This window comes from Blautia sp. An81 (assembly GCF_002161285.1).
Lineage (GTDB): Bacteria > Bacillota > Clostridia > Lachnospirales > Lachnospiraceae > Blautia > Blautia ornithocaccae.
The window spans coordinates 1-22,609 of sequence record NZ_NFHH01000037.1 but is presented as its reverse complement, the minus strand read 5'-3'; the positions used below and the strand labels follow the sequence as shown (position 1 = coordinate 22,609).

Here is a 22,609-nt window from a genome sequence, read left to right as displayed (position 1 = left end):
GTCATCAAATAACAGTAAACAGCACATTCCTATCCCTTTAGCAGCTCTCCTGCATACTCTGTTTTTTATCGGCTTCTCTCTTTCTACTTGATTTTCAGTCTATATCCGCTGCAGTCCAGGAACAATTCTGCATACATGGCATTTGCCCAGGAAAACCATTCTCTGGTGTATCGGGTATCGTCATCCACATGAAAGCCCTCATGCATGACCCCTTTTCCGCCGGTAGTATCCGCCATATTCCGCAGGACCCTTTTCTTTTCTTCCTTCTCTTTGCTGGTCAGCCCCCGGATCGCCATGGATATATGCCAGATATAGCTGGACGGTGTGTGGGGACTGCCGATTCCTGCGGCTTTCTTGCCTTCATAATAATAGGGATTGGCATTACTAAGAAGAAATCTTCTTGTATTTTCCCCAACATCCGGATCCAAAGGATAGCCCAGATAATCCATAGCCAGCAGGCTTGGCACATTGGCGTCGTCCATCAGATTATACATACCGTAACCATCTGTCTCATAAGCATAGATCACCCCGAATTCCTGAGTGGCGGTTTTCCCTATGCTTTCTATCGCATAGTGGATCTTTTCCTTCAGTTCTCTGGCTTCTTTTTCCAGTTCCGGGCAGTGAAAAATCTCCCTTTCGATTTCTTCCAGATATCCCAGCACTACCACAGCAAACATATTGGAGGGGATCAGATACCCATAAGTACAGGCGTCGTCGCTTGGACGAAAACCTGACCAGATCAGCCCTGTATCGGATTTTACCAAAGCACCTTTTCCTTCTCTGGACAGGGTATCATTGTAAAAACTGTTTCCTCTGATAAACCGATAGTCGGATTTTTCCTCATGGGCCTGTTCTGTGCAAAAGACTTCCAGAATTTTTCCTATGCCTTTCTGAAACTTTCCTTCAAACTGGGAAACACATCCTGTATTCTTCCAGAGTAGCCAGGCCAGCTGTATGGGATAACAAAGAGAATCTACCTCAAACTTTCTCTCCCACACCCAGGGATTCTGATCCGGATCGTCCTTTTCCCAGCAGGCGCCGCTTGGAGAAGAATTAAAAGCATTGGCGTAAGGATCGATACAAATATACTGAAACTGGCGCTTTACCAGCCCTGCTATAATTTCCCGGATCTCCCGGTCTTCCTTTGCCAGGAAAATGTAAGGACGAAGCTGCGCCGCTGAATCCCGAAGCCACATAGCGGGAATATCCCCGGTAATCACATGAGTAGTGCCGTCTTCCATTTTTTTCACCGTAGTATCCAATGTATTGGTATAGCAGGTCTTAAACAGCTCCAGCAGTTCCGGTTCTTCCTTCCACTGCTCTTTTAAAGACACAAATAGATCTGCCATTACCTTAGGTATTTTTTTCTCCATAACGATATCTCCTGTTTCTGTTTTACTTCCGAATTTTTCTCATTATAACACAGAAGCGGAGACCTCAAAAACTGTAAAAATTTTTGAAATCTCCGCTTATTTTTATAAATATATAACCATGCTGCTCTTACTTCCGGCCAGATAGGGCTTCCTGGTGTATCTGCCTCATACACTGCTTCCGTACAAAGTAGAAGCACACCGCCTGCATAACAATGGTAGCGATCCAGGAACCCGGATAAGAAATAAATAAAAAGTGAAGGGATCTGTGCTGAGGGAAAAAAGCATAAATCCACAGGATCCTGGTGCCTACGGTTCCGATAATCGAAAGGATCATAGGCACGCCGGAATGGCCCATTCCCCGGAGAGCTCCCGGAATAAGGTCCATAATACCGCAAAGGAAATAGGGTACGGTGGTAATGGACAGAATCTCAAGACCACACTGGATAACTTCCGGATCGCTGGTATAAATTCCCAGTACCTGAGAACCGAACACATAGGCACCCACTCCAAGGACTGCCGATACTCCTACAGAAAGGATTATACAGTCCACAAAGACCCTGTCCATTCTCTTTGTTTTCCCTACACTATAGTTCTGGCTTGTAAAGCTCATACATGCCTGGGTCACTGCATTGATCGATGAATATAAAAATCCCAGCACATTATTGGCAGCCGTATAGCCGGCCATTGCCGTTGAGCCAAAGGAATTCACAGAAGACTGGAGCAATGCATTGGAAAAATTGATCACAGTACTTTGAATCCCTGCGGGTATACCCACCTGAAAAATACGTTTCAGATATATGCCCCGGATCCTGAGCTTTGAAAACCGCAGCTGGTAACTTCCTTCCGTCCTGTGGAGACACCAGAGTACCAGAATACAGGAAATCATCTGGGAAGCCACCGTTCCGATAGCCACTCCTGCCACTCCAAGAGGGATGACGATAACCAGCAGCAGATCCAGCACCACGTTGGTCATACCTGCCGCCAGCAGGAAAAACAGAGGACGCTTTGTATCCCCTACTGCTCTCAGAACAGCAGCCCCATAGTTATACAGCATAAAAAAGGGCATGCCCATGAAATAAATCCGCATATAAACCACCGACTGGTCGATCACATCTGCCGGAGTGGCCATAAGCTCAAGGGCAAATCTGGATGCCCCCACTCCCACAAAAGCCATGATAATACCGCTGACCAGAGCCAGGGCAATAGCTGTATGTACTGCTTCCGACATCTCCTTATCCCGTCCTGCTGCATAATATCTGGCTGCAAGGACATTTGCTCCCAGCGAGATCCCGATAAACAGGTTGGTAAAAATATTGATCAAAGCTGTAGTAGAACCCACCGCCGCAAGAGCCTGGCTTCCGCTGAACCTTCCCACTACAATAATATCCACTGCATTAAACATCAGCTGAAGGATACTTGTGAGCATGAGAGGAAGGGAAAAGGAAATCAGCTTATCCATAATGGAGCCATTACACATATCAATCTCAAATTTATTCTTTTTCATGGACATTTCCCCCAAAATTCGCTTTCTGCAAAGCTTATCTTACTGCTTTGCACAAATTTCGTCAATAGGGGGCATCCCGGAATGCAGCTTCCAGTGCCACGATCAGATCTTCCCCATTCTCGATCCCCACAGACAGCCGGATCGTATTTGGTCGGATCCCCTGCTCCAGCAGTTCTTCCGGGGTACACTGGCTGTGAGTAGTTGAGGCCGGGTGGATGACCAGTGATTTGGTATCCGCCACATTGGCCAGCAGAGAAAAAATCGGAAGATGGTCGATAAACCTCTGCGCCCTCCCGGCGTCTCCTTTTATCTCAAAAGTAAATATAGAGCCCCCTCCCTTTGGAAAATACTTTTTATACAGTTCATGGGTAGGTTCCCTTTCCAGAGACGGGTGGTGGACCTCCTCCACCTGGGGATGAGACGCCAGATAGTTTACCACTTTCAATGCGTTTTCTGTATGACGCTCTACTCTGAGAGAAAGGGTCTCCAGTCCCTGGAGGAGGAGAAACGCATGGAAAGGAGAGATAGCCGCCCCGGTATCCCGAAGAAGCACCGCACGGATATAGGTTGCAAAGGGAGCCTCCGGCGCCGCCTCTGTAAAAACAGCCCCGTGGTAGCTGGGATTTGGCTCAGAGATCCAGGGATATTTTCCGGAATCCTTCCAGTCAAACCTTCCGCTGTCCACGATAACCCCGCCTAGGGCTGTTCCATGACCTCCGATAAATTTTGTAGCGGAATGGACCACAATGTCCGCTCCATATTCTATGGGCCGCACCAGGTAAGGCGTAGCAAAGGTAGAATCTACGACCAGGGGAATGTTATGCCTGTGAGCGATCTTGGCCAGCTTTTCCAGATCCGCCACATTAGAGTGGGGATTTCCCAGAGTCTCTGTAAAGATGGCTTTTGTATTTTCCCGGATCTCCCTTTCAAAAGCCTCTTCATCATCAGGATCTGCAAAACTGGCTGTAATACCGCTGGTCAGAGGAAGGGTATGGGTCAGAAGATTATAAGTTCCTCCATAGATCCTTTTGGAAGCTACGATATGTTCTCCTGCTTTTGCCAGTGCCTGGAAAGTATAGGTAATGGCTGCTGCTCCCGAAGCAGTAGCCAAAGCCCCCGTTCCTCCTTCCAGAGCCGCCATTCTCTGTTCAAATACCTCCTGTGTGGGATTGGTCAGCCTTCCGTAAATATTTCCCGGCTCCTTGAGAGCAAACCGGTCTGCTCCCTGGCGGCAGCTGTCAAACACATAAGAAGTGGTGGCGTAAATGGGAACTGCCCTGGCCCCTGTTGCCGGATCCGGCTGTTCCTGTCCCGTATGCACCTGTTTTGTCTCGAAGCTCCAGTTTTTAGAATCTCTTATATCTGCCATAATACTTACCTCCCGTTTTCTTTTGATGGAATTTATCCTATCATGGCAGCAAAAAGCTGTCTAATACACAAAAAAGATACCCGGTTATAGATCCAATCTATAACTGAGTATCTTTGCTGTCTGAATTTTTAAGAGATTCTTTTAATGCTTCTATATACAGTTCTCCCATTTTGCTGAGAAATGTATTCTTTCTTACCACATACCCGATTTCCATAACGCTGTTCTGATTTTCTTCATCATCCTGGAAGGGAATGGCGGCAAAATCATCGCCGTTCAGTTCCTGGCTGATGATCCCTGAACAGAGAGTATAGCCATTAAGACCTACCATCAGGTTCAGCATAGTAGCTCTGTCATTTGCCCGGATGATCTTGGGGTATTCATTGGTGGACAGTATTTCTTCCGCCAGATAAAAGGCACTGTTATCCCCCTGCTCAAAAGCCAGGCAGGGATACTCTGCCAGCTGATCAAAGGAAATGGCGGCCTGCCCCGCAAGGGGATGTCCCTTCCAGAGATATACATATGCCCGGCACTGTGCCAGTGGATGGAACTCCAGTCCTGCAGTCCTAAGAAGCTTTTCCAGGCTCTTCCGGTTAAAATCCGACAGGTACAGAACGCCGATCTCGCTTTTCATAGTACTCACATCCCGGATCACCTCTGCCGTCCTGGTCTCCCGCATGGCAAATTCATATTTTGACATGTCAAACTGTTTCGCCATATCCACAAATGCCTTTACCGCAAAGGAATAGTGCTGGGCCGATACTCCGAATTTCTTTTTCAGGGAGCCGTTCTTTCCGTACTTATCCAGTATCTCTTCATATTGCCCGTAAAGCTGCCTGGCATATAAGAGGAATTCTGCCCCGTCATTGGTCAGGGTCACCCCTTTGCCGCTTCGGTGGAACAGTACGATTCCCAGCTCTTTCTCCAGCTCCCGGACCGCGCTGGTCAGGGAAGGCTGGGAAATATACAGCTGTTGCGCAGCTTTATTAATGGAGCCCTGCTCCGCTATGGTAATTACATAATTAAGCTGATTTAAGGTCATTGTGCCTCTCCTGCTGTCCTGAGCACATTTCTTCGCTTTCGGATAGAATCTCGTTTCTTTACCTGTAAGATTCTATCATGAAAGTCTTCTATGATTCAAGGCATTCCTTCAGGCTTTCCTCCATGATCTTAAATCCGGCCTCCAGCTGCTCATCTGTTACAACCAGAGGGCAAAGGAAACGGACTACATTGTTATAGGTACCGGCGCTTTCGATGATCAGACCCTTTCTTGCTGTTGTCTGTACCAGTTTGGTTACCAGTTCCGGATATGGTTCTTTTGTCTTTAGATCTTTTACAAACTCTGTCCCCATCATGGCGCCGATTCCTCTTACGTCTCCCACTACCGGATATTTTTCTGCCAGACCTTTATAGAAAGCTTCTACCTTCTTGCCGATTTCAAGAGCCCGGGCACAGAGATCATTCTTTTTAATAAATTTAATGGTTTCAATAGCTGACGCGCAGGCAACGGCATTCCCACAGAAAGTACCGCCGATGGTTCCCGGGGTGACTCCATCCATAATCTCCGCTCTGGCTGTGACAGCGGAAAGGGGCATACCTGCGGCAATGGATTTTGCTGTTGCGATAATATCTGGAGCGCAGCCCGCTTCTTTCCAGTAATCTGAAACAAACATTTTTCCGGACCGGCCCCATCCTGACTGGACTTCATCTGCCACCAGGAGGATACCGTATTTATCACAGATTCCCCGGACTGCTTTTACCCATTCTATAGGAGCAGGTACAAATCCCCCTTCCCCCTGAACAGGCTCTACAACGATAGCAGCCACATAATCCGGGGCAGAGCATTCCTCAAATACTGCTTCCAGACGTTTCACATAGTAATCAATAGCTTCTTCCTCTGTGAATCCTTTAGGCGCCCGGTAGAGATAAGGGAATTCTGCACGGTAAACGCCATCAGGCATAGGGCCCATCCCGTAGGCGTATGCTTTTTTACTGGTCATCGCCATGGTCAGAGCGGTTCTTCCGTGGAACGCTCCCGAAAAAACAATAATATTGGGTCTTTTCGTATAGGACTTTGCAATCTTAACCGCATTCTCGTCTGCTTCAGCGCCGCTGTTGGCAAACATGGTCTTCTTCTTTTCTCCCCGGACCGGCATGAACTCATTCATCATCTCCGCCAGTGTGATATAATTCTCATGGGTCATAATGTTCATCATCGCATGGAAATATTTCTCTGACTGATCTTTCACCGCCTGGATCATTTCCGGCTGTGAATATCCGGCATTTAACACACCTACGCCTCCTACCCAGTCCAGGAAAATATTGCCGTCTACATCTTCTACCATTGCCCCTTCTCCTCTGTTGATCACAATGGGATAATTACATTTAATGGCGCCTGGCATGGCTTCCTTTCTTCTTTCGATGATAGCTTTGGCTTTAGGCCCCGGTAAAATCTCTGTTTTGATCTCTGGTAATGCGGTTCTCAGTTCTGACATGTTCATCTCTTCCTTTCTCTCTTTTAATCATATAAACTTTCATAAATAGATAAGATCCGTTCCTCTGTCATAGGAATGTAGCTGTTTCCCAAAAGTCTCTGCTGATTAGCGAGCACTGAATGGGTAAACACCAGAAGTTCTTCCCGTCTCAGTCCATATTCCTTCAGTGACTTTTTGCAGAGGATATTTTCATTGAGCAGCTCCTCAATTTTTATATAAACATCTGACTTTTCACAGTCCAGAATTTTTGCCAGCTCTTCATTCAATATTTTAATCTTTCCGTCAGGAAGATATTTCATATAGGTTTTAAATACGCCGGTAAACATTGCATAGTTGGCTTCCCCATGGGGCACATGATAGACTGCTCCCAGAGGATAGCTCATAGCATGGACAGTTCCGCAGCCTGCATTTCCAAAGGCGATCCCCGCCATAGCAGAAGCCGTAAGGACTTTTCCTACCTCCGCCCGCATGGCCTCCATCTTCTTTTCTTTCCCGGCATCTTGGATCTTTTTATAGGCGGTTAAGATCATTTTTGCCGCCTGGAGACTGAGAGTCTCTGATATATCTGTAGCTTTCGGAGACAGATAGGATTCCAGAGAATGGACCAGAGCGTCAATGGAACTTGTAGCAAATACCGAAAAAGGAAGACTTTCCAGAAGCTGGGGAACCAGCACTGCGTCATCCGCATAAAGGGCATCATCAGCCAGTCCGAACTTGGTATGCCTGCTTTTAAATTCCAATATGGAAATATTGGTCATCTCACTTCCGGTTCCACAAGTGGTTGGAACTATTACAAGCGGTACTTTTTTTACTGCCGGAAACACATGATCAAATAAATCTCCTACTGGTATAAACTTTTCAAGGCAGAAAAGTTTTGCTACATCGATCACAGTTCCCCCTCCGATAGCTACCACTCTTTTATAGGGTTTTGTCACATCTTTTTTAATGGATTCCACCATTTCGTCTGTAGGTTCTCCTGAGCCGTATTTACGGATCAGGATCACCTGTCCGGCCTGGACTTTCTGAAAATATCGATTCCATATAGAAGGACTTGCAATAACCAGATCCTCCGGTGATAGAGAAAATTTTTCTATAAATTCCTCTGCTGTATCCAGCATGGAAATCTTCGGTATTACCTGAAATGTTTTCATGATCTCGCCTCTCTACTTACTGTACGTTTTCTGTTTTTCCCTCATCTACGCCGATAAAATAGTCTTCGGATAATCCGTAGTTTTCCAAGATCTTCATAAGTGTTCCATCCTCTTTCATATCGTTGAGAGCTCCATTAACTTCTTCCAGAAAATCCTTATCCTCAAAACGGACAGCCGCGCCGATCCGTCCTGTTGCCTCAGCCTCATAAGGGCTCATCAGCTTCAGATCCAGGCTGGAATCCTGGGACAGAGTGTAGGCAGCTACAATACCGTCTGTAACAGCCGCATCTACTTTACCTGTATTGACAGCGGTCATAAGAGTGGCCTGATTCTCATAAGAAACCACTTCTTTCACGGTTCCATCCTGTGCCCACTGCTGTGCCAGCTCGTAGAAAGCAGTTCCGGGCTGTGCGCCTACAGAAGCATCTTTCAGAGATTCTTTTGTGGTAAATTCAGAATCTGTTTTTGTCACAACAGCCTCTCCTTCTGTGTACCACACGTCAGTAAATAGATCCTGCTGCAGTCTTTCATCGGTGATATACATGGCGTCTGCTACCATATCTACATTCTTATTATTTAACTCGATCAGCATATTCGAAAAATCTGTTACATTTGCCTTGATCTCAGGAATGCCAAGCCGGTTGCAGATTTCCTGCAAAATATCCACATCAAGCCCTGTCAATTCATTGGTATCCACATCATAATAGCAGAAGGGCGCGTCGTTTGAAGTGGCGATAGTGATATAACCTTTATCTTTGATTTCTTTGAGTAATGCGGATTCCTCCCCTGAAGACTCACTGTCCGCAGCTGCAGAATCTGAACCAGTATCACTGTCAGACCCGGACGTTGTTTTCTGACTCACTGAACAGCCTGTCAGTAAAGCTGTACCCAAAGCCGCCGCCAATACAATAGATAATAACTTTTTCTTCATAATAATCTCTCCTTTATCCTTTGATTTCTTTTTGTTTTAATCTTGCCCGTTTTAAATGTCTCTCAAGAGCCACTGCCAGACGGGAAAGAGGTACCGATAAGATCAGATATACAAGTGCCACAATGGTATATGCCTCTACGGTCATGAAGGTCTGAGAGGCAAAAGTTTTTGCCCGGAGCAGCAGTTCCTGTACAGAGATCATAGCCAGCAGGGAAGTATCCTTGATCATCATGACCAGGTAGTTTCCAAATACGGGAATAGAGTTTCTCACTGCCGGGGGAATAATAAATTTAAACAATACCTGGGTTTCTGAAAATCCCAGAGCCAGTCCGGCTTCCCGCTGTCCCGGATCTACAGACAGGATGGCTGAACGGATTACCTCTGACATATAACAGCCATAATTAATGGTAAATCCTACGATACCGGAAAAGGTAGCAGAAAACTGCACATCGATTTCCATACCAAAAACTGCGGCTATACCATCTATCAACATAGGAATTACATAGTAAATATAGAAGAACTGCACAAGAAGAGGCGTACCTCTGATAAATTCAATAAATACTATAAGAATCCTGTTTAAAATCTTATTTTTACTTACTCTTCCGATAGCAAGAAGCAGTGCCAGGATCAAAGCTCCTATAAATCCAAGAGCCGTTACATATAATACAACGCCGACGCCCTGGATCAGACTCGGCATTAATTGTTGAAAAGCTCGCGCCCAATGTAAATTCATAAACAATAACCTCCTTATTTTTCCAGCACCCTGGAAAGAAATGCCTTTGTTCTCTCATTTTTTGGATTAGTAAAGATCTCATCGGGAGTGCCTTCTTCCACGATATAGCCGTCGGCCATGAAAATAACACGGTCTGCCACATCTCTTGCAAATCCCATTTCATGAGTTACCACCAGCATGGTCATACCGTCCTTTGCCAGTTTCTTCATAACTTCAAGAACATCTCCCACCAGTTCCGGATCCAGAGCGGAAGTAGGCTCGTCAAAAAGCAGTGCTTCCGGATCCATGGCAAGGGCTCTGGCGATGGCCACCCGCTGCTGCTGGCCTCCGGAAAGTGTCTCCGGATAAACCCCTGCCTTAGACTTCAGCCCTACCTTATCCAGAAGATCCAGCGCTTTGGCTTCCGCCTCTGCCTTGGGAAGCTTATTCAACTGGATCGGGGCTATAGTAACGTTGTCCAGTACTGTTTTATTTACAAAAAGATTAAACCTTTGAAAAACCATGCCCACGCTTTTTCGATAATTTTTAACCTTTTTCCCAAGACCTGTAATGTCTTCTCCCTTATATATGATCTGCCCTCCCGTAGGCTTTTCCAGCAGATTACAGCATCTGAGCATCGTACTTTTACCGGACCCAGAAGGGCCGATGATTACAATAACCTCTCCTTTTTCTACCTGGATATTGATATCCTTTAATACCTGCAGATCTCCGAATGATTTCGAAAGATTTTTAATTTCCAATAATGCCATGGAGACTCCTCCTTTTTTTATTTTTCTATGTAAAAACAGCGCCTGTCCGAAGATCTGGATTGTCTTTGGATAAGCGCCGTTGCTTTATTCTTCCTTTGAATCATCTATGAATTTTCTTTTTACAATATCTACCAGAAGTTCCGAGGTCCCCTCAACTCCCAGTAAATGGGAATTGATCATCAGGTCTTTATATTTCGGATCATCCATTGCATAACCTGCATAATGTTTGTGGTACTGGGCCCTGGCTTTATCTACATCATGAATCATCTTTATAGCTTCTTTTTCCTTCATTCCCAGCAGTTCCACACAGTTTTTCATTTTATTTTCATAGCTGGCATAAATATAAACATGAAAAGCGTTTTCCATATTCTTTAAAATATAATCGGAACACCTTCCCACCACAATACAGGGACCTCTCTCCACCAGCTGATTGATGATCTTCTGCTGGGCGATGAAAATATTATCCTGTACATCTGTGGTTCCCATTCCAAGGGGATATTTCATACCGAAAAACGGTCTCTTGGCTCTCTCTTCTTCTCTGGAAACAGAAGACAGAGGCATATTCATTCGCTTAGCCGTCTCCTCTACAATGTCTCTGTCATAATATTCAATTCCTAAAAGCTCCGCTGTTCTCTTGGCAATGGGCCGTCCCATACTTCCAAACTCTCTTGTTATCGTAACTACATATCTTTTCACCATGCTCTCTCCTCCTTTAATCTTCCCTGTATCCTTCTGTGATCTCTCCTAAGACTACATCCGCGATCTGCAAAGTACGTTTCACATCCTCCATAGTATGTGCCGTAGAAATATATTCTCTCCCTCTTTGATCTGTAAACCGGACGCCATACTTTTCACAGCCTTTTACAAACCTTTCATAGAATTTCACATCTGCCTTCTCCAGCCATTCTCTGTAATCCAAGACATCCTCCTCAAATCCGAAGTAAAGAATAAAAATCCCGCCTACTGCTCTGGTGTAAATAGGAATCCCGTATTTAACCGCCAGTTTCTGAAAGCCATCTGCAAGAGCATTTCCTATTTCTTCCAGGTGTCTGTATGTCCCCGGATTTTTAAGCTCTTGTATCGTAGCCAGCGCCGCGGCAACACCTACCGGATTTCCGTTGAAAGTACCGGATGAAGGAACTCCCCCATCCATGATCTCCTTTTTCCCTGCGATCACCCCGAAAGGATATCCTGCAGTTACGGCCTTTGCGAAAGTTGACAGCTCCGGCGTTACATGATAATACTCCTGGGCTCCTCCAAGAGCCACCCGAAATCCGGTGATCACCTCATCAAAGATCAGCAGGATCCCATATTTTAAGGTCAGCTCCCGCAGTCCTTCCAGAAATCCCGGACGGGGAAGAATGGGACCGGAATCGCACATAACCGGTTCCGTAATAACTGCGGCAATCTCATGGCAATGCTCTTTCATCAATTTTTCCAGATAGTCCAGATCATTCCAGGGAGCAATGTACAGCCACTGGGCACTGTCCGGTCTCATCCCCCTGGTATGGAGTATCCTGTTGGGATTTTCTCTATCTCCCAGTTCCTCTACGGAGGAAGCACTGATGGTAATCTTCTCCTCATCTGCCCATCCATGATACTGGCCTTCAAATTTAATGATCTTATTTTTCCCCGTGTAGGCTCTTGCCAGCCTCAAAGCCTGCATTACGGCTTCTGTTCCGGAATTCTGAAAACTGACCATTTCCGCTGACGGGATCACTTCCGTCAGCAGCCTGCACAGCTCCAGTATAGAAAGGGTAGGCGATGAAAAATGAGATCCGTATTTCAGCTGTTCCTCCACAGCCTCATTAACTGCTTTTGGGGCATATCCCAGGATCATCGGTCCGAAACCGCCGATATAGTCTATGTATTCATTTCCGTCTACATCATAAAGCTTTGAACCTTTCCCGTAATCTATCGCCAGGGGATAATCCCGATACTGAGGTTTGTGAAAAGAACTGCTGACTCCCCCGGGCATATATTTTTTCAGATCTTCATGCAGGATCTTGGAACCGCATATATGATATTTTTTCATAAGCTCCTCCACCTCTCTTCTTCCGGATAAAGAAAAAGGAGCCGACATGTCTCTGTCAGCTCCTTCGCTTAAATCTTATGTTATGCAATTTTATAACAAATTTTATTTTTTTCAACCCTCTTCCCGAAAATAATTTCTTCTTTACTTTTTTCAGTTCTTTTCTGATTTTCCGGAAATATTATTGCGATTTTACTAAAATATAAAAGAATCCTTTTTGGTTTTAATCCATATGCACATAAATTCCAAAAGATGTTTTTGTATTTCAGTCACATAATCCCGCTTGATATTTTGTTCTTTGGCCATAATCCCGGCTGTATTTTTCAGTTTCCGCATACATTCAGGATTTCCAGAGCCAGATTAATCTTAAACAGATCCTGATAATCTTTCAGATCCATTTGCAGAATATCCCCGATTTTTTTCAGGCGATAGTGCATGGTATTTTCATGGATATACAAGTTTCCTGCAGCAGCCTTCGCCTGAAAACCTGCTCTTACATATTCTTCCAGAGTTTTCAGCAGTTCTTCATAGTCTGGCAGCATCAGTTCCTTCAACACCTGTGAGGCGATCTGGCGCAGTTCTTCTTTATCTTCAAACCTGTCAAAAATTCTTAAAAGTATCATATCATCATAGACAAATATTTCTTTGCCCTTCTGGTTATCGGCCCCGATGCGGATGGCCTCCAGCGCACTGTCCACACTGTTTTTAAACTGCCGAAGATCAGAAAAAACACTTCCCACACCAATCCTGAATCTCCCGTTTTTATACTTGCTATGGAAAAATTCCGCAAGGCCTTCCATTTCTTCCAGTATATGGTCTTCTTCATCTGCAGGGGCCATACAGATATAGTTTTCATCATCATTGGTAGTGAGACATTCTTTTTCCTGCATAAAATTTCTCACTGTCTGATCCAGCAGATGAAACGCCTTCTCCCGCTGATCATCCTCGCTGTAAATAGGTTCTTTCTCTGATACAGATGTCAACAGATCCAGGCTCTGTATGACGATCCCTCGATACTTTTTCCTGGACTGATATCCCGCGGCTTCCAGACAGCTGATCCGCTTTGCGGTCAGCCTGCTGCCGGACAGGAGTCCCAGAAGAGCTACTGATACATCATATTCTTCTTTTTCCTGTCTGCATATAGCAAAGCATATACTCTGGCTGATATCCACGATCCTGAGAAGCTCCGGCATTTCAAATATTGGCAGTCCCAGAAAATCACCCCTGTCAAGAACTGACTGAGGAATCGTTTTTATATAAACACCCAGATTTATAATGATCCCCGCTACATTTTTTTCATACAATGCATTGAGCAGCTCCAGAAGACGGTCCTCCCGTTCTTTTGTTACAAGCCCGGTGATCAGAACCAGTTCTCCCCCTTTCAGCCACTCGATGTAATGGGGCTCTTCCATATAATAAACCCAGGAGATCACATGATCCATCCCCTCCTTTCCCGCCACAGGCTTCAGCTGATTGGCATAAGGGAGAGTTAAAATACTTCTGCATGTAACTTTCATATATACTCCTTTCTTGTCTAAACAGGCTGTCCATAACTGCCGCCCGCAGCTCCTTGGCCTCTATCCCCCATCCCTTTGGAATCAATATCTGAAGTAATCCCTCTGTGTTCTACAGAAGTTGAAAATACGATCAGTGTCTTTGTCCTCCCGAACCTCTGAAGTTCCCCGATAAACTGATCCAGTTCTATTGTGCTTGGGAAAAGCACTTCCAGTACCATAGAATAATCACCTGTCACACAGTTGCATTCGATCACATTGGAACATGCTTTTACAAAAGGATAAAACTCTTTTTTATCCTCCGGCGGTACCTCCAGATTGATCAGGGCTTTGATATGATATCCCAGAGCCACAGGATTGACCTGGGCATAATAGCCGGTGATGATCCCTTCCTTTTCCATCTTCTCGATCCTGGCCGAAACTGCGGGAGTTGAAAGATAGACTTTCCTGGCAATATCCTTTAAAGGGGTCTTGGCATTTTCCTGGAGTATATCCAGAATGATTTTGTCCGCTGTATCCAACACATCCTTTTTCATCTTGTTTTCTCCTTTTGCTTTAGTCAAAGAACCTCGCGGCAGTCGCCAAATGGACATGCCCGCATATCCGCCCGGCTCCTTGCTCGTGGGAATAAAAAAAAGCGCATTCACCTTTTACGGTAAATACGCCTTCGTATCTTTTTTATTTATCTGCTGTCTACCGCTTAAGGATAACAGCAGCCTTCCGTTTTGTCAATGCACTTAATTTTTTTAAGTATATACTTCCATTTCTTTGTATTTTAAAGTGCATATGCAGAAAAAAATAAATGTTTTTTGTTCTTATCCCGGCTCATTGACTTTTCCGGGGAAAAGTCCTACCATTGCACACAGTTGATGCGCAGCGACAAAATATACAGTAAAGGAGAACAACATGTCACATACTTATAATCCCTATACCAATGTAATCGACACTATGACAAAAGCCATGGAAATAGGCCATATTGACCAGTCTATGTTTGAGATCCTGAAAAATCCCCAGCGTGAAACCAAAGTATATCTGCCTGTTGAAATGGATGACGGCACCGTCAAAGTCTTTGAAGGATATCGGGTGCAGCATTCCAATATCCGCGGGCCTTTTAAAGGCGGTATCCGCTATCACCAGGACTGTGACTTAAATGAAGTCAAAGCTCTCGCCACCTGGATGACACTGAAATGTGCTGTCGCAGATATCCCATATGGAGGAGCGAAGGGTGGTATCAAGGTAGATCCTCACAGTCTTTCTGTCAGAGAACTCAGGAATCTCACAAGACGTTATACTTTCGCCATCGCCCCGATTATCGGTGCAGATACAGATATCCCCGCTCCGGATGTAAATACCAATCCCCAGACTATGGCCTGGCTTCTGGATACTTACAGTCAGTTAAAAGGACATCCCTGTCCGGGGGTGGTAACAGGAAAACCTGTAGAACTGGGCGGATCCCGGGGAAGAAATTCTGCCACAGGCCGTGGCGTAGTCATCAGCACCAAACTCCTGCTGGCTCAGAATGGGAAACAACTGGCCGGCACCACTGTTGCTATCCAGGGAATGGGAAATGTAGGGGCCAATGCCGCCCGTGTCTTTTATCACAGAGGGGTTAAAGTCCTTGCCATAAGCGACATTTCCGGCGGACTTTTCTGCAAAGACGGTCTGGATATTGATGAGATATCCCGTTTTCTGGAAAATCCTGGAACGCTTCTGCAAGATTACGATGCTCCTGGAGTAGAACATATCTCTAACCAGGAGGTTCTTACCTGTAAATGTGATGTGCTTGTTCCCGCTGCCATGGAAAATCAGATCACAGCCGATAATGCAGATAAACTGAACTGCTCTTATATCGTAGAAGCAGCCAACGGCCCCACTACGGAAGAGGCTGACACTATCCTGGAAAAGAGAGGCATCACGTTGATCCCGGATATCTTTGCCAACAGCGGAGGCGTGATCGTTTCCTATTTTGAATGGGTACAGAATATCCAGGAACTGACCTGGGACAGAGACCAGGTCAATGAAATGTTGGAAAAACTCATGAGTAAATCTTTCCAGAATCTTCTGGATACCAAAGAAGAATGTCACTGCTCCTTCCGCATGGCAGCTTATATCGTTGCCCTGAGGAAGCTGGTGACCGCAGAAAAAATGAAAGGGATTTTTCCCTGAAAGCTCAAATGCCCGGGGCGGAATTTTCCCGCCCCGGGCATTTATCTTTAATCTGCAAAATTTCCTGTATATAATTGATAGTACTTGCCTTTTGCCGCGATCAGATCGTCATGGGTACCGCGCTCAATAATACGCCCCTGCTCCATGACCATGATACAGTCAGAGTTTTTAACCGTTGACAGACGGTGAGCGATGACAAAAGTAGTACGTCCCTTCATCAGAGCGTCCATACCGTCCTGTACCAGTTTCTCAGTACGGGTATCAATAGAGGAGGTCGCCTCGTCCAGGATCAAAGCCGGCGGATCTGCTACAGCCGCTCTGGCAATAGCCAGCAGCTGACGCTGTCCCTGGCTTAAATTGGCTCCGTCTCCGGTAAGCAGGGTATTGTATCCATCAGGCAGACGGCGGATAAATCCATCGGCATTCGCCAGCTTGGCAGCTTTGATACATTCTTCATCTGTAGCATCCAGCTTACCGTAACGGATATTGTCCATAACCGTACCGGTAAACAGGTGGGTATCCTGAAGGACCATACCCAGAGAACGGCGCAGATCCGGCTTTTTAATCTTATTGATATTGATACCGTCGTAACGGATCTTTCCATCTGCTATGTCATAGAAACGGTTGATCAGGTTGGTAATGGTAGTCTTTCCGGCACCGGTAGCTCCTACAAAGGCGATCTTCTGTCCCGGTTTTGCCCAAAGACTGATATTATGCAGGACGATCTTATCATCCGTGTAGCCGAAATCTACATCATCAAAAACAACCGCACCTTCCAGTTTTGTATAGGTAACAGTCCCCTCTGCTTTGTGAGGATGTTTCCATGCCCACAGATTTGTCCTTGTTTCAGACTCTGTCAGGTTTCCATTTTCGTCTTCTTTTGCATTGACCAGTTCTACATAACCTTCATCTTTCTCCGGTGTCTGATCCATCAGATCAAATACACGCTGGGCGCCGGCTGCGGCGTTGACCACAAAGTTGATCTGCTGGCTGACCTGGGTGATAGGGTTGGTAAAACTCTTATTCAGTCCCACAAAGGTTACTACAGTTCCAATAGTAACACCTGCCAGTCCGTTGATTCCCAGGATCGCGCCTATAATAGCCACCAACGCATAACTGATCCAGCCGATATTGGCATTCACCGGCATCAGCAGGTTGGCATAGGTATTGGCTTTATTGGTACTGTTTCTCAGTTCTTCATTTACCTTATGAAAATCTGCCATAGCCGCCTGCTCATGGCAGAACACCTTAACAACTTTCTGTCCATCCAGCATCTCTTCAATAAATCCGTCCACGGTTCCCAGGTCCATCTGCTGCCGGATATAATATCTTCCTGAAAGCTTTGAGAAATTTGAGGTAACAAACAGCATCACCACGGCCGTCAGGATAGAAATCACTGTCAGAGCCGGATTCAAAACGATCATAGTGACCAGAGTTGCCGCCATAGTGATCACAGAGTTTATGATCTGAGGAATGCTCTGGCTGAGAAGCTGCCGCAGAGTATCCACATCATTGGTATACACAGACATAATGTCACCGTGGGCATGGTTATCAAAATATTTGATAGGCAAAGCTTCCATTTTCCGGAAAAGATCATCTCTCAGATGGCGCATGGTTCCCTGGCTTACATTTACCATGATCCGGTTGTAGCTGAATGCTGTGATAACACCTATAGCCATGATACAGGCCAGCTGTACCAGATCAGCGGCCAGACCGCTGAAGTCATTGGAACCATTGGCCAGCATAGGTGTTATGTAATCATCTACCAGTGTCTGGGGGAAAGTAGCCCCTACAACGGTTGCAATGGCCGTGATCAGAATACAGACGATAACAAGCAAAAACGGAATTTTGTAATAATGCAGCATATATCGGATGACCCTGCTGATCAGCTTTGTAGCTGAAGTCTTTTCAGGTCTTGATTGTTTATTACTCATAAGTCAGTTTTTCCTCCTTTCTGAATTAAGCGGGCTGATCGAAATCGCCGCCGCCCTCCATCTGTGAATGATAGATTTCCTGATAGATCGCATTGCTCTTCAGCAGATTGTCATGGGTGTCAAAAGCATCGATCCGTCCGTTGTCCAGTACAAGGATCCTGTCTGCGGACTGTACACTGGAAATACGCTGGGCAATAATGATCTTGGTAGTTCCTGGGATCTCTTTAGCAAAAGCGGCCCGGATACTGGCGTCAGTTGCCGTATCTACCGCACTGGTGGAGTCATCCAGGATCAGGACCTTCGGTTTCTTCAGAAGGGCTCTGGCAATACATAAACGCTGCTTCTGTCCTCCGGAAACATTGGCGCCCCCACGGGCGATATTGGTATGATAGCCCTCCGGCATCCGGTCGATAAATTCATCGGCACAGGCAGCCTTACATGCCTCTACACATTCTTCATCTGTAGCATCCGGATTGCCCCAGCGAAGGTTATCCAGAATGGTACCAGAAAACAGGGTGTTTTTCTGGAGTACCACAGAAACCTGATTTCTGAGTACCTCTGTATCGTATTTTCGCACATCTACGCCCCCTACACAGACTGAACCCTCATCCACATCATAGAGGCGGCAGATCAGGTTTACCAGAGTACTCTTTCCGGATCCTGTACCTCCGATAACACCGATGGTCTCACCGCTCTTAATATGAAGGTCAATATCTGACAGAGCATTCTTTCCGCTGCCGTGTTTGTAGGAAAAATTCACATGGTTAAAATCAATCTGTCCATCTGATACAGTCATAACAGGATCTTCCGGGTCTGTCAGATCTGGTCTTTCATTTAAAACTTCGCTGATACGGCGGATACTTGCCATAGACATACTGATCATAACCACTACCATAGAAAGCATCATCAGGCTCATCAGCAGAGACATAATGTAGCTGAACAGACTGGTAAGATCTCCGGTTGTCATAGAACCGCCTACAATAAACTGTGCGCCGAACCAGGAAACAGAAATAATACAGAAATAAACAGCCACCATCATAGCCGGGTTGTTAAACGCCAGAAACCCCTCTGCCTTTACAGAAAGGTCATAAAGCATCTTTGATGCTTTTGAGAATTTAACGTTTTCGTAGTCCTCACGAACAAAGGCTTTTACTACCCGGATAGCGGATACATTTTCCTGTACACTGGCGTTTAAGTCATCATATCTCCGGAATACCTGATTGAAGATCTTCAGTGTGATCACCATAATAGAGCCGATAACGATTACCAGAAATACAACGGCGATCAGGAACATGGCGCTTAACCTGGGGCTGATGATCATACACATAATAAAACTGAATATCAGGTTCAGCGGAGCCCGGACCGCCACACGGATGATCATCATAAAAGCATTCTGCACATTAGTGATATCCGTTGTCATACGGGTAACCAGACCCGGTACACTAAACTTATCAATGTTGGAAAAAGAAAAGGTCTGAATATTGGTGTAAATCGCCTCACGGAGATTGGCAGAAAGGCCCGATGCCGCTCCCGCAGCATTCTTTCCTGCCATAGCGCCGAAAAGCAGACTCAGGAACGCCATAAGCACCATAACGGCACCATAATGGTAGACTGCCGGCAGATTGCTTACTTCAAGCCCATGATCTATGATCATGGCTGTAATAAACGGCATCAATATTTCCATAATGACTTCAAGGGCGGTCAAACCGATACATAGAAAGGTCTCCCGCTTATACTGTTTGAGCTGTTGTAAAACTTTTCTCACGGTAAATAAACCTCCTGTCTGTTTTTGTTTCCTCATGCTCCATTCCGGACAGCTGAGTCAGCAGCTTCTGTTCCAGTTTCCAGAACTGTGCTTTTTCCTGACCGCTGAACACACTGCAGATCTCAGACTCCATCTCTTCGGCCTTCTGCAAAAAAATATTGCCTTCGGCTTTCAGTTTTTCTGTAGGGAGCACTTTCTTTTTTCGGACGTCACAGGGATTTTCCTGAAAATAAAGATAACCTTTTTCTCTCAGTTTTTTTATCAGTGCCGACAGCGTTGATTTCGAGACTCCGATTTCATGAGAAAGTTCCGTAAGATACGTCCCTTCCGGATGATGTCTCAGAATATACACCATGAAATAGGCCTGAATTCCACTCATATTTTCACTTTTAAAGCACAATTCTATCTGCGCTGTCAGATCCAGACTGATTTTTCTGACCATGAAGAGCAATTCTTCTGTTCTGAAATCTTCTGTCATTCTTTTGAGCACCTCCTGTAAGTTTTTTCATGGGTTATTTCAAACCCGAACAGTTCGTATCCTTATTTTTTGTCCATAGATGATTCTAGTGCAGATTTAAGCAAATGTGAAATTCAAAATTCTTATATTCTATAAATATTCTTTATAGGTATTTATTTTATTTTCTTATTTTTTAATCTTGAACAATATTTAAAAAGATGATAGAATTCATAAAAATCATTTTTGATATCGCTCAATAATCTTAAAATAATTTCGGAGGCAACCCTATGAATACCGTACAATTAGAATGTTTCGTCACCGTGGCGGAACATCTGAATTTTTCCAAAGCTTCCCGGGTGCTGAAGATCACCCAGCCTGCAGTCAGTCATCAGATCCAGACTCTGGAGGAAGAACTGGATGTAAAATTATTCAATCGCACAAGCAAAAGCGTGACTCTTACCCAGGAAGGGATTTCCTTTTTTGCAGATGCCCAGCTGATTCTGAAAACCGCTCTGTCTGCAAAAGAGCGTCTGGGAAGGCATGAACATCTTATCCCATTTGATCTGGGATGTCATAATTATACAGAAATGAACCTTCTCCCTCCCATTTTGAAGGAACTGTCTGAGGAATTTCCCCTGCTCCGTCCTTCCATCCGCCTGGTCCCGTTCCCATCTATCCTGGGAATGGTGGAAAACACTCAGCTTCTGGCGGCTTTGGGCATAAAATATGGGCAGAAGACATCTTCTTTGTGGTACAAAGAACTTGCTTCTGCCCATATAGCCTGTGTCTGCTCGCCCAATCTTCCCCTGGCCCAATATAAAGCCCTGACCAAAGGACAACTGCAGGGGAATTTTATTGCCTGCTCCCCCCGGCAGCTTCCGGATTCTGTTTTTACAATACAAAATAATATTTTCATGACTTTGCCTTCTGAGCAAAGATTTATCACCGACAGTCTTGAAAGCGCCTTTACCCTTGTAAAAGCTGAGATAGGATATACCCTGTATCCTGACATTCCCCACACCAGGGATCCGGGCCTGTGCTACATTCCGGTAACCGGCCTTCCCAAAGTGTCCTTCGGCGTATATTATCCGTATGACCATGATCATCCGGTTCTGAAACGCTTTCTTGCACTTCTTTCCAGACACATGAGAGATACCGTTTAATATACCCGTAAATTATAAAAACTCCCTGCAGGATCCTGTTTTGCTGCCAAAACCACAAAACCACTGATCCTGCAGAGAGTTCCTTTTTTTGTTATATATCTATATCCCCGGTTATGTCCAGTTCAATATGCATATCACAGGAATCGCATCCTATCAGAGTATGCCCTTCTATATTGGATAGGATGCCAACATTTCCTCCACAGAAGGGACATATCTTCTGAATGTTTTCTCCTGTTCTGGCAGCCTGCAGCCAGCCCGAGAATTCCTGTGTATTGGTATTTTTGCTGTTGCAGTGCTTTGTCCAGTCTTTTCCTAATCTTTTTCGTATCTGATCATTTTCATCAAAGAACACTTCATCTCCCTGGGCAATCTCTCTTTCATAAAGGAGCTGATCCGAAATTTTCCTTGTACATTCCTCTCCTTCTTCTGATCTGAGAGTAACTACAGCCATAACCGTCTGGTCATCTCTTCTGTCCTCACATCCATAGTCCAGATCTTCCTCTATTTTTAATACAGTATATATCATTACTTTTCCTCTTTTCTGCATAAAAAAATAAAACCTGTAAACTTTCATTTACAGGTTTCCAACTCCCCCTGTTGGACTCGAACCAACGACACTGCGGTTAACAGCCGCATGCTCTACCGACTGAGCTAAGGAGGATTAGAGAGGCGCCAACCAGATTTGAACTGGTGATAGAGGTGTTGCAGACCTTTGCCTTACCACTTGGCTATGGCGCCATATACTATATTATACACACATATTTATAAAATATGCAAGTATTTTTTTAAGTGACTCCTACGGGAATCGAACCCGTGTTACCGCCGTGAAAGGGCGATGTCTTAACCGCTTGACCAAGGAGCCGTTTTTTATACGCTTCTCAGAGAAGCTCTTGTTTAATTTACTGTACCTTCAAAACCACACATGTAAAACTCTTTATATCCAACTTTTGCCGTTTTACTTAGGTATTGGCCCCGTCCGCTTAGCAACCGGTCACTCATAAGCCTTCGGCTTATTTCGTGTCCTTTGCTTCGCAAATGACTTCGGTCCGTCTTCCTCATCCAGGAATGCAAGCATTCCCGTCTGTTCCAGACTTCCCTCGCCGCTTCCTAAGCTATTAGGTCAAGCCCTCGACCGATTAGTAGCAGTCAGCTCCATACATTGCTGCACTTCCACCTCTGCCCTATCTACCTCGTCGTCTTCAAGGGGTCTTACTCCTTTCGGATGGGACATCTCATCTTGAGGGGGGCTTCACGCTTAGATGCCTTCAGCGTTTAT

The 22,609-nt window shown here is 45.3% G+C and carries 19 protein-coding genes, 3 tRNA genes and 1 rRNA gene; 2 read left to right on the top strand and 21 right to left on the bottom strand.

Annotation, left to right across the window (positions count from 1 at the left end):
• Positions 1-83 precede the first annotated feature (83 nt).
• The 13 genes from B5G33_RS19340 to B5G33_RS19280 all read right to left on the bottom strand — a co-directional run bounded on the left by B5G33_RS19340 (position 84) and on the right by B5G33_RS19280 (position 14,369).
• Positions 84-1,373: a glycoside hydrolase family 125 protein gene (locus B5G33_RS19340; RefSeq protein WP_087418796.1), complete on the bottom strand. Its 1,290-nt coding sequence runs from the start codon at positions 1,371-1,373 to the stop codon at positions 84-86.
• Between the two features lie 127 nt (positions 1,374-1,500).
• Positions 1,501-2,877, bottom strand: coding sequence for an MATE family efflux transporter (locus B5G33_RS19335; RefSeq protein ID WP_204247437.1), 1,377 nt, complete (start codon positions 2,875-2,877; stop codon positions 1,501-1,503).
• A gap of 61 nt (positions 2,878-2,938) precedes the next feature.
• Positions 2,939-4,246, bottom strand: a complete 1,308-nt coding sequence (locus B5G33_RS19330) for an O-acetylhomoserine aminocarboxypropyltransferase/cysteine synthase family protein (protein WP_087418794.1) — start codon at positions 4,244-4,246, stop codon at positions 2,939-2,941.
• Between the two features lie 97 nt (positions 4,247-4,343).
• Positions 4,344-5,285, bottom strand: coding sequence for a LysR family transcriptional regulator (locus B5G33_RS19325; protein WP_087418793.1), 942 nt, complete (start codon positions 5,283-5,285; stop codon positions 4,344-4,346).
• 88 nt (positions 5,286-5,373) lie between these two features.
• Complete coding sequence (locus B5G33_RS19320) at positions 5,374-6,738, bottom strand: aspartate aminotransferase family protein (RefSeq protein WP_087418792.1); 1,365 nt, start codon at positions 6,736-6,738, stop codon at positions 5,374-5,376.
• A gap of 23 nt (positions 6,739-6,761) precedes the next feature.
• Positions 6,762-7,889 carry a 4-hydroxybutyrate dehydrogenase gene (locus tag B5G33_RS19315; protein ID WP_087418791.1) on the bottom strand — a complete coding sequence of 376 codons (1,128 nt, stop codon included), beginning with the start codon at positions 7,887-7,889 and terminating at the stop codon, positions 6,762-6,764.
• 16 nt (positions 7,890-7,905) lie between these two features.
• Complete coding sequence (locus tag B5G33_RS19310; protein WP_087418790.1) at positions 7,906-8,820, bottom strand: substrate-binding periplasmic protein; 915 nt, start codon at positions 8,818-8,820, stop codon at positions 7,906-7,908.
• Between the two features lie 13 nt (positions 8,821-8,833).
• Positions 8,834-9,553, bottom strand: a complete 720-nt coding sequence (locus B5G33_RS19305; protein ID WP_087418789.1) for an amino acid ABC transporter permease — start codon at positions 9,551-9,553, stop codon at positions 8,834-8,836.
• 14 nt (positions 9,554-9,567) lie between these two features.
• Entirely contained in the window at positions 9,568-10,302 is a 735-nt protein-coding gene (locus B5G33_RS19300) for an amino acid ABC transporter ATP-binding protein (RefSeq protein WP_087418788.1), read from the bottom strand.
• 84 nt (positions 10,303-10,386) lie between these two features.
• Entirely contained in the window at positions 10,387-11,001 is a 615-nt protein-coding gene (locus B5G33_RS19295; RefSeq protein ID WP_330396747.1) for an AAA family ATPase, read from the bottom strand.
• A 13-nt stretch (positions 11,002-11,014) separates the two neighbouring features.
• Positions 11,015-12,337, bottom strand: coding sequence for an aspartate aminotransferase family protein (locus tag B5G33_RS19290; protein WP_087418801.1), 1,323 nt, complete (start codon positions 12,335-12,337; stop codon positions 11,015-11,017).
• Between the two features lie 320 nt (positions 12,338-12,657).
• On the bottom strand, positions 12,658-13,851 hold the full coding sequence (locus B5G33_RS19285) for a PucR family transcriptional regulator (protein ID WP_087418787.1): 1,194 nt from the start codon (positions 13,849-13,851) through the stop codon (positions 12,658-12,660).
• Between the two features lie 17 nt (positions 13,852-13,868).
• A complete protein-coding gene (locus tag B5G33_RS19280; RefSeq protein WP_334293400.1) occupies positions 13,869-14,369 on the bottom strand; it encodes an Lrp/AsnC family transcriptional regulator in 501 nt (166 codons plus the stop codon).
• A gap of 385 nt (positions 14,370-14,754) precedes the next feature.
• On the opposite strand from B5G33_RS19280, the gene B5G33_RS19275 reads away from it, so the two are divergent.
• Positions 14,755-16,014, top strand: coding sequence for a Glu/Leu/Phe/Val family dehydrogenase (locus tag B5G33_RS19275; protein ID WP_087418785.1), 1,260 nt, complete (start codon positions 14,755-14,757; stop codon positions 16,012-16,014).
• Between the two features lie 47 nt (positions 16,015-16,061).
• Here the strand turns inward: B5G33_RS19275 and B5G33_RS19270 are convergent, their stop codons facing one another.
• From B5G33_RS19270 to B5G33_RS19260, 3 genes are read right to left on the bottom strand one after another with little or no spacing between them, the layout of a single operon-like run.
• Positions 16,062-17,948 (bottom strand): ABC transporter ATP-binding protein, encoded by a 1,887-nt coding sequence (locus B5G33_RS19270; RefSeq protein ID WP_087418784.1) that lies wholly within the window; start codon positions 17,946-17,948, stop codon positions 16,062-16,064.
• Positions 17,949-17,973: 25 nt separating this feature from the next.
• A complete protein-coding gene (locus B5G33_RS19265; protein WP_087418783.1) occupies positions 17,974-19,713 on the bottom strand; it encodes an ABC transporter ATP-binding protein in 1,740 nt (579 codons plus the stop codon).
• Positions 19,679-20,191 carry a MarR family winged helix-turn-helix transcriptional regulator gene (locus tag B5G33_RS19260; protein WP_087274968.1) on the bottom strand — a complete coding sequence of 171 codons (513 nt, stop codon included), beginning with the start codon at positions 20,189-20,191 and terminating at the stop codon, positions 19,679-19,681. The genes B5G33_RS19265 and B5G33_RS19260 overlap by 35 nt, the downstream gene beginning before the upstream one ends.
• A gap of 266 nt (positions 20,192-20,457) precedes the next feature.
• On the opposite strand from B5G33_RS19260, the gene B5G33_RS19255 reads away from it, so the two are divergent.
• Entirely contained in the window at positions 20,458-21,333 is an 876-nt protein-coding gene (locus B5G33_RS19255; RefSeq protein ID WP_087274967.1) for a LysR family transcriptional regulator, read from the top strand.
• Positions 21,334-21,424: 91 nt separating this feature from the next.
• Here B5G33_RS19255 and B5G33_RS21795 read toward each other — a convergent pair whose 3' ends face one another.
• The 5 genes from B5G33_RS21795 to B5G33_RS19230 form a co-directional block, all read right to left on the bottom strand.
• Positions 21,425-21,859: a hypothetical protein gene (locus tag B5G33_RS21795; protein WP_204247435.1), complete on the bottom strand. Its 435-nt coding sequence runs from the start codon at positions 21,857-21,859 to the stop codon at positions 21,425-21,427.
• Between the two features lie 62 nt (positions 21,860-21,921).
• A tRNA-Asn gene (locus B5G33_RS19245) sits at positions 21,922-21,994 on the bottom strand.
• Positions 21,995-22,000: 6 nt separating this feature from the next.
• A tRNA-Cys gene (locus B5G33_RS19240) sits at positions 22,001-22,071 on the bottom strand.
• Positions 22,072-22,123: 52 nt separating this feature from the next.
• Positions 22,124-22,195, bottom strand: a tRNA-Glu gene (locus B5G33_RS19235).
• 254 nt (positions 22,196-22,449) lie between these two features.
• Positions 22,450-22,609 (bottom strand): 23S ribosomal RNA (locus tag B5G33_RS19230); the annotation flags it as partial.

Coding starts and splice junctions, on each gene's coding strand:
- B5G33_RS19340 (WP_087418796.1), bottom strand. CDS start 1,373: ATGGAGAAAAAAATACCTAAGGTAATGGCAGATCTATTTGTGTCTTTA.
- B5G33_RS19335 (WP_204247437.1), bottom strand. CDS start 2,877: ATGAAAAAGAATAAATTTGAGATTGATATGTGTAATGGCTCCATTATG.
- B5G33_RS19330 (WP_087418794.1), bottom strand. CDS start 4,246: ATGGCAGATATAAGAGATTCTAAAAACTGGAGCTTCGAGACAAAACAG.
- B5G33_RS19325 (WP_087418793.1), bottom strand. CDS start 5,285: ATGACCTTAAATCAGCTTAATTATGTAATTACCATAGCGGAGCAGGGC.
- B5G33_RS19320 (WP_087418792.1), bottom strand. CDS start 6,738: ATGTCAGAACTGAGAACCGCATTACCAGAGATCAAAACAGAGATTTTA.
- B5G33_RS19315 (WP_087418791.1), bottom strand. CDS start 7,889: ATGAAAACATTTCAGGTAATACCGAAGATTTCCATGCTGGATACAGCA.
- B5G33_RS19310 (WP_087418790.1), bottom strand. CDS start 8,820: ATGAAGAAAAAGTTATTATCTATTGTATTGGCGGCGGCTTTGGGTACA.
- B5G33_RS19305 (WP_087418789.1), bottom strand. CDS start 9,553: ATGAATTTACATTGGGCGCGAGCTTTTCAACAATTAATGCCGAGTCTG.
- B5G33_RS19300 (WP_087418788.1), bottom strand. CDS start 10,302: ATGGCATTATTGGAAATTAAAAATCTTTCGAAATCATTCGGAGATCTG.
- B5G33_RS19295 (WP_330396747.1), bottom strand. CDS start 11,001: ATGGTGAAAAGATATGTAGTTACGATAACAAGAGAGTTTGGAAGTATG.
- B5G33_RS19290 (WP_087418801.1), bottom strand. CDS start 12,337: ATGAAAAAATATCATATATGCGGTTCCAAGATCCTGCATGAAGATCTG.
- B5G33_RS19285 (WP_087418787.1), bottom strand. CDS start 13,851: ATGAAAGTTACATGCAGAAGTATTTTAACTCTCCCTTATGCCAATCAG.
- B5G33_RS19275 (WP_087418785.1), top strand. CDS start 14,755: ATGTCACATACTTATAATCCCTATACCAATGTAATCGACACTATGACA.
- B5G33_RS19270 (WP_087418784.1), bottom strand. CDS start 17,948: ATGAGTAATAAACAATCAAGACCTGAAAAGACTTCAGCTACAAAGCTG.
- B5G33_RS19260 (WP_087274968.1), bottom strand. CDS start 20,191: ATGACAGAAGATTTCAGAACAGAAGAATTGCTCTTCATGGTCAGAAAA.
- B5G33_RS19255 (WP_087274967.1), top strand. CDS start 20,458: ATGAATACCGTACAATTAGAATGTTTCGTCACCGTGGCGGAACATCTG.
- B5G33_RS21795 (WP_204247435.1), bottom strand. CDS start 21,859: ATGATATATACTGTATTAAAAATAGAGGAAGATCTGGACTATGGATGT.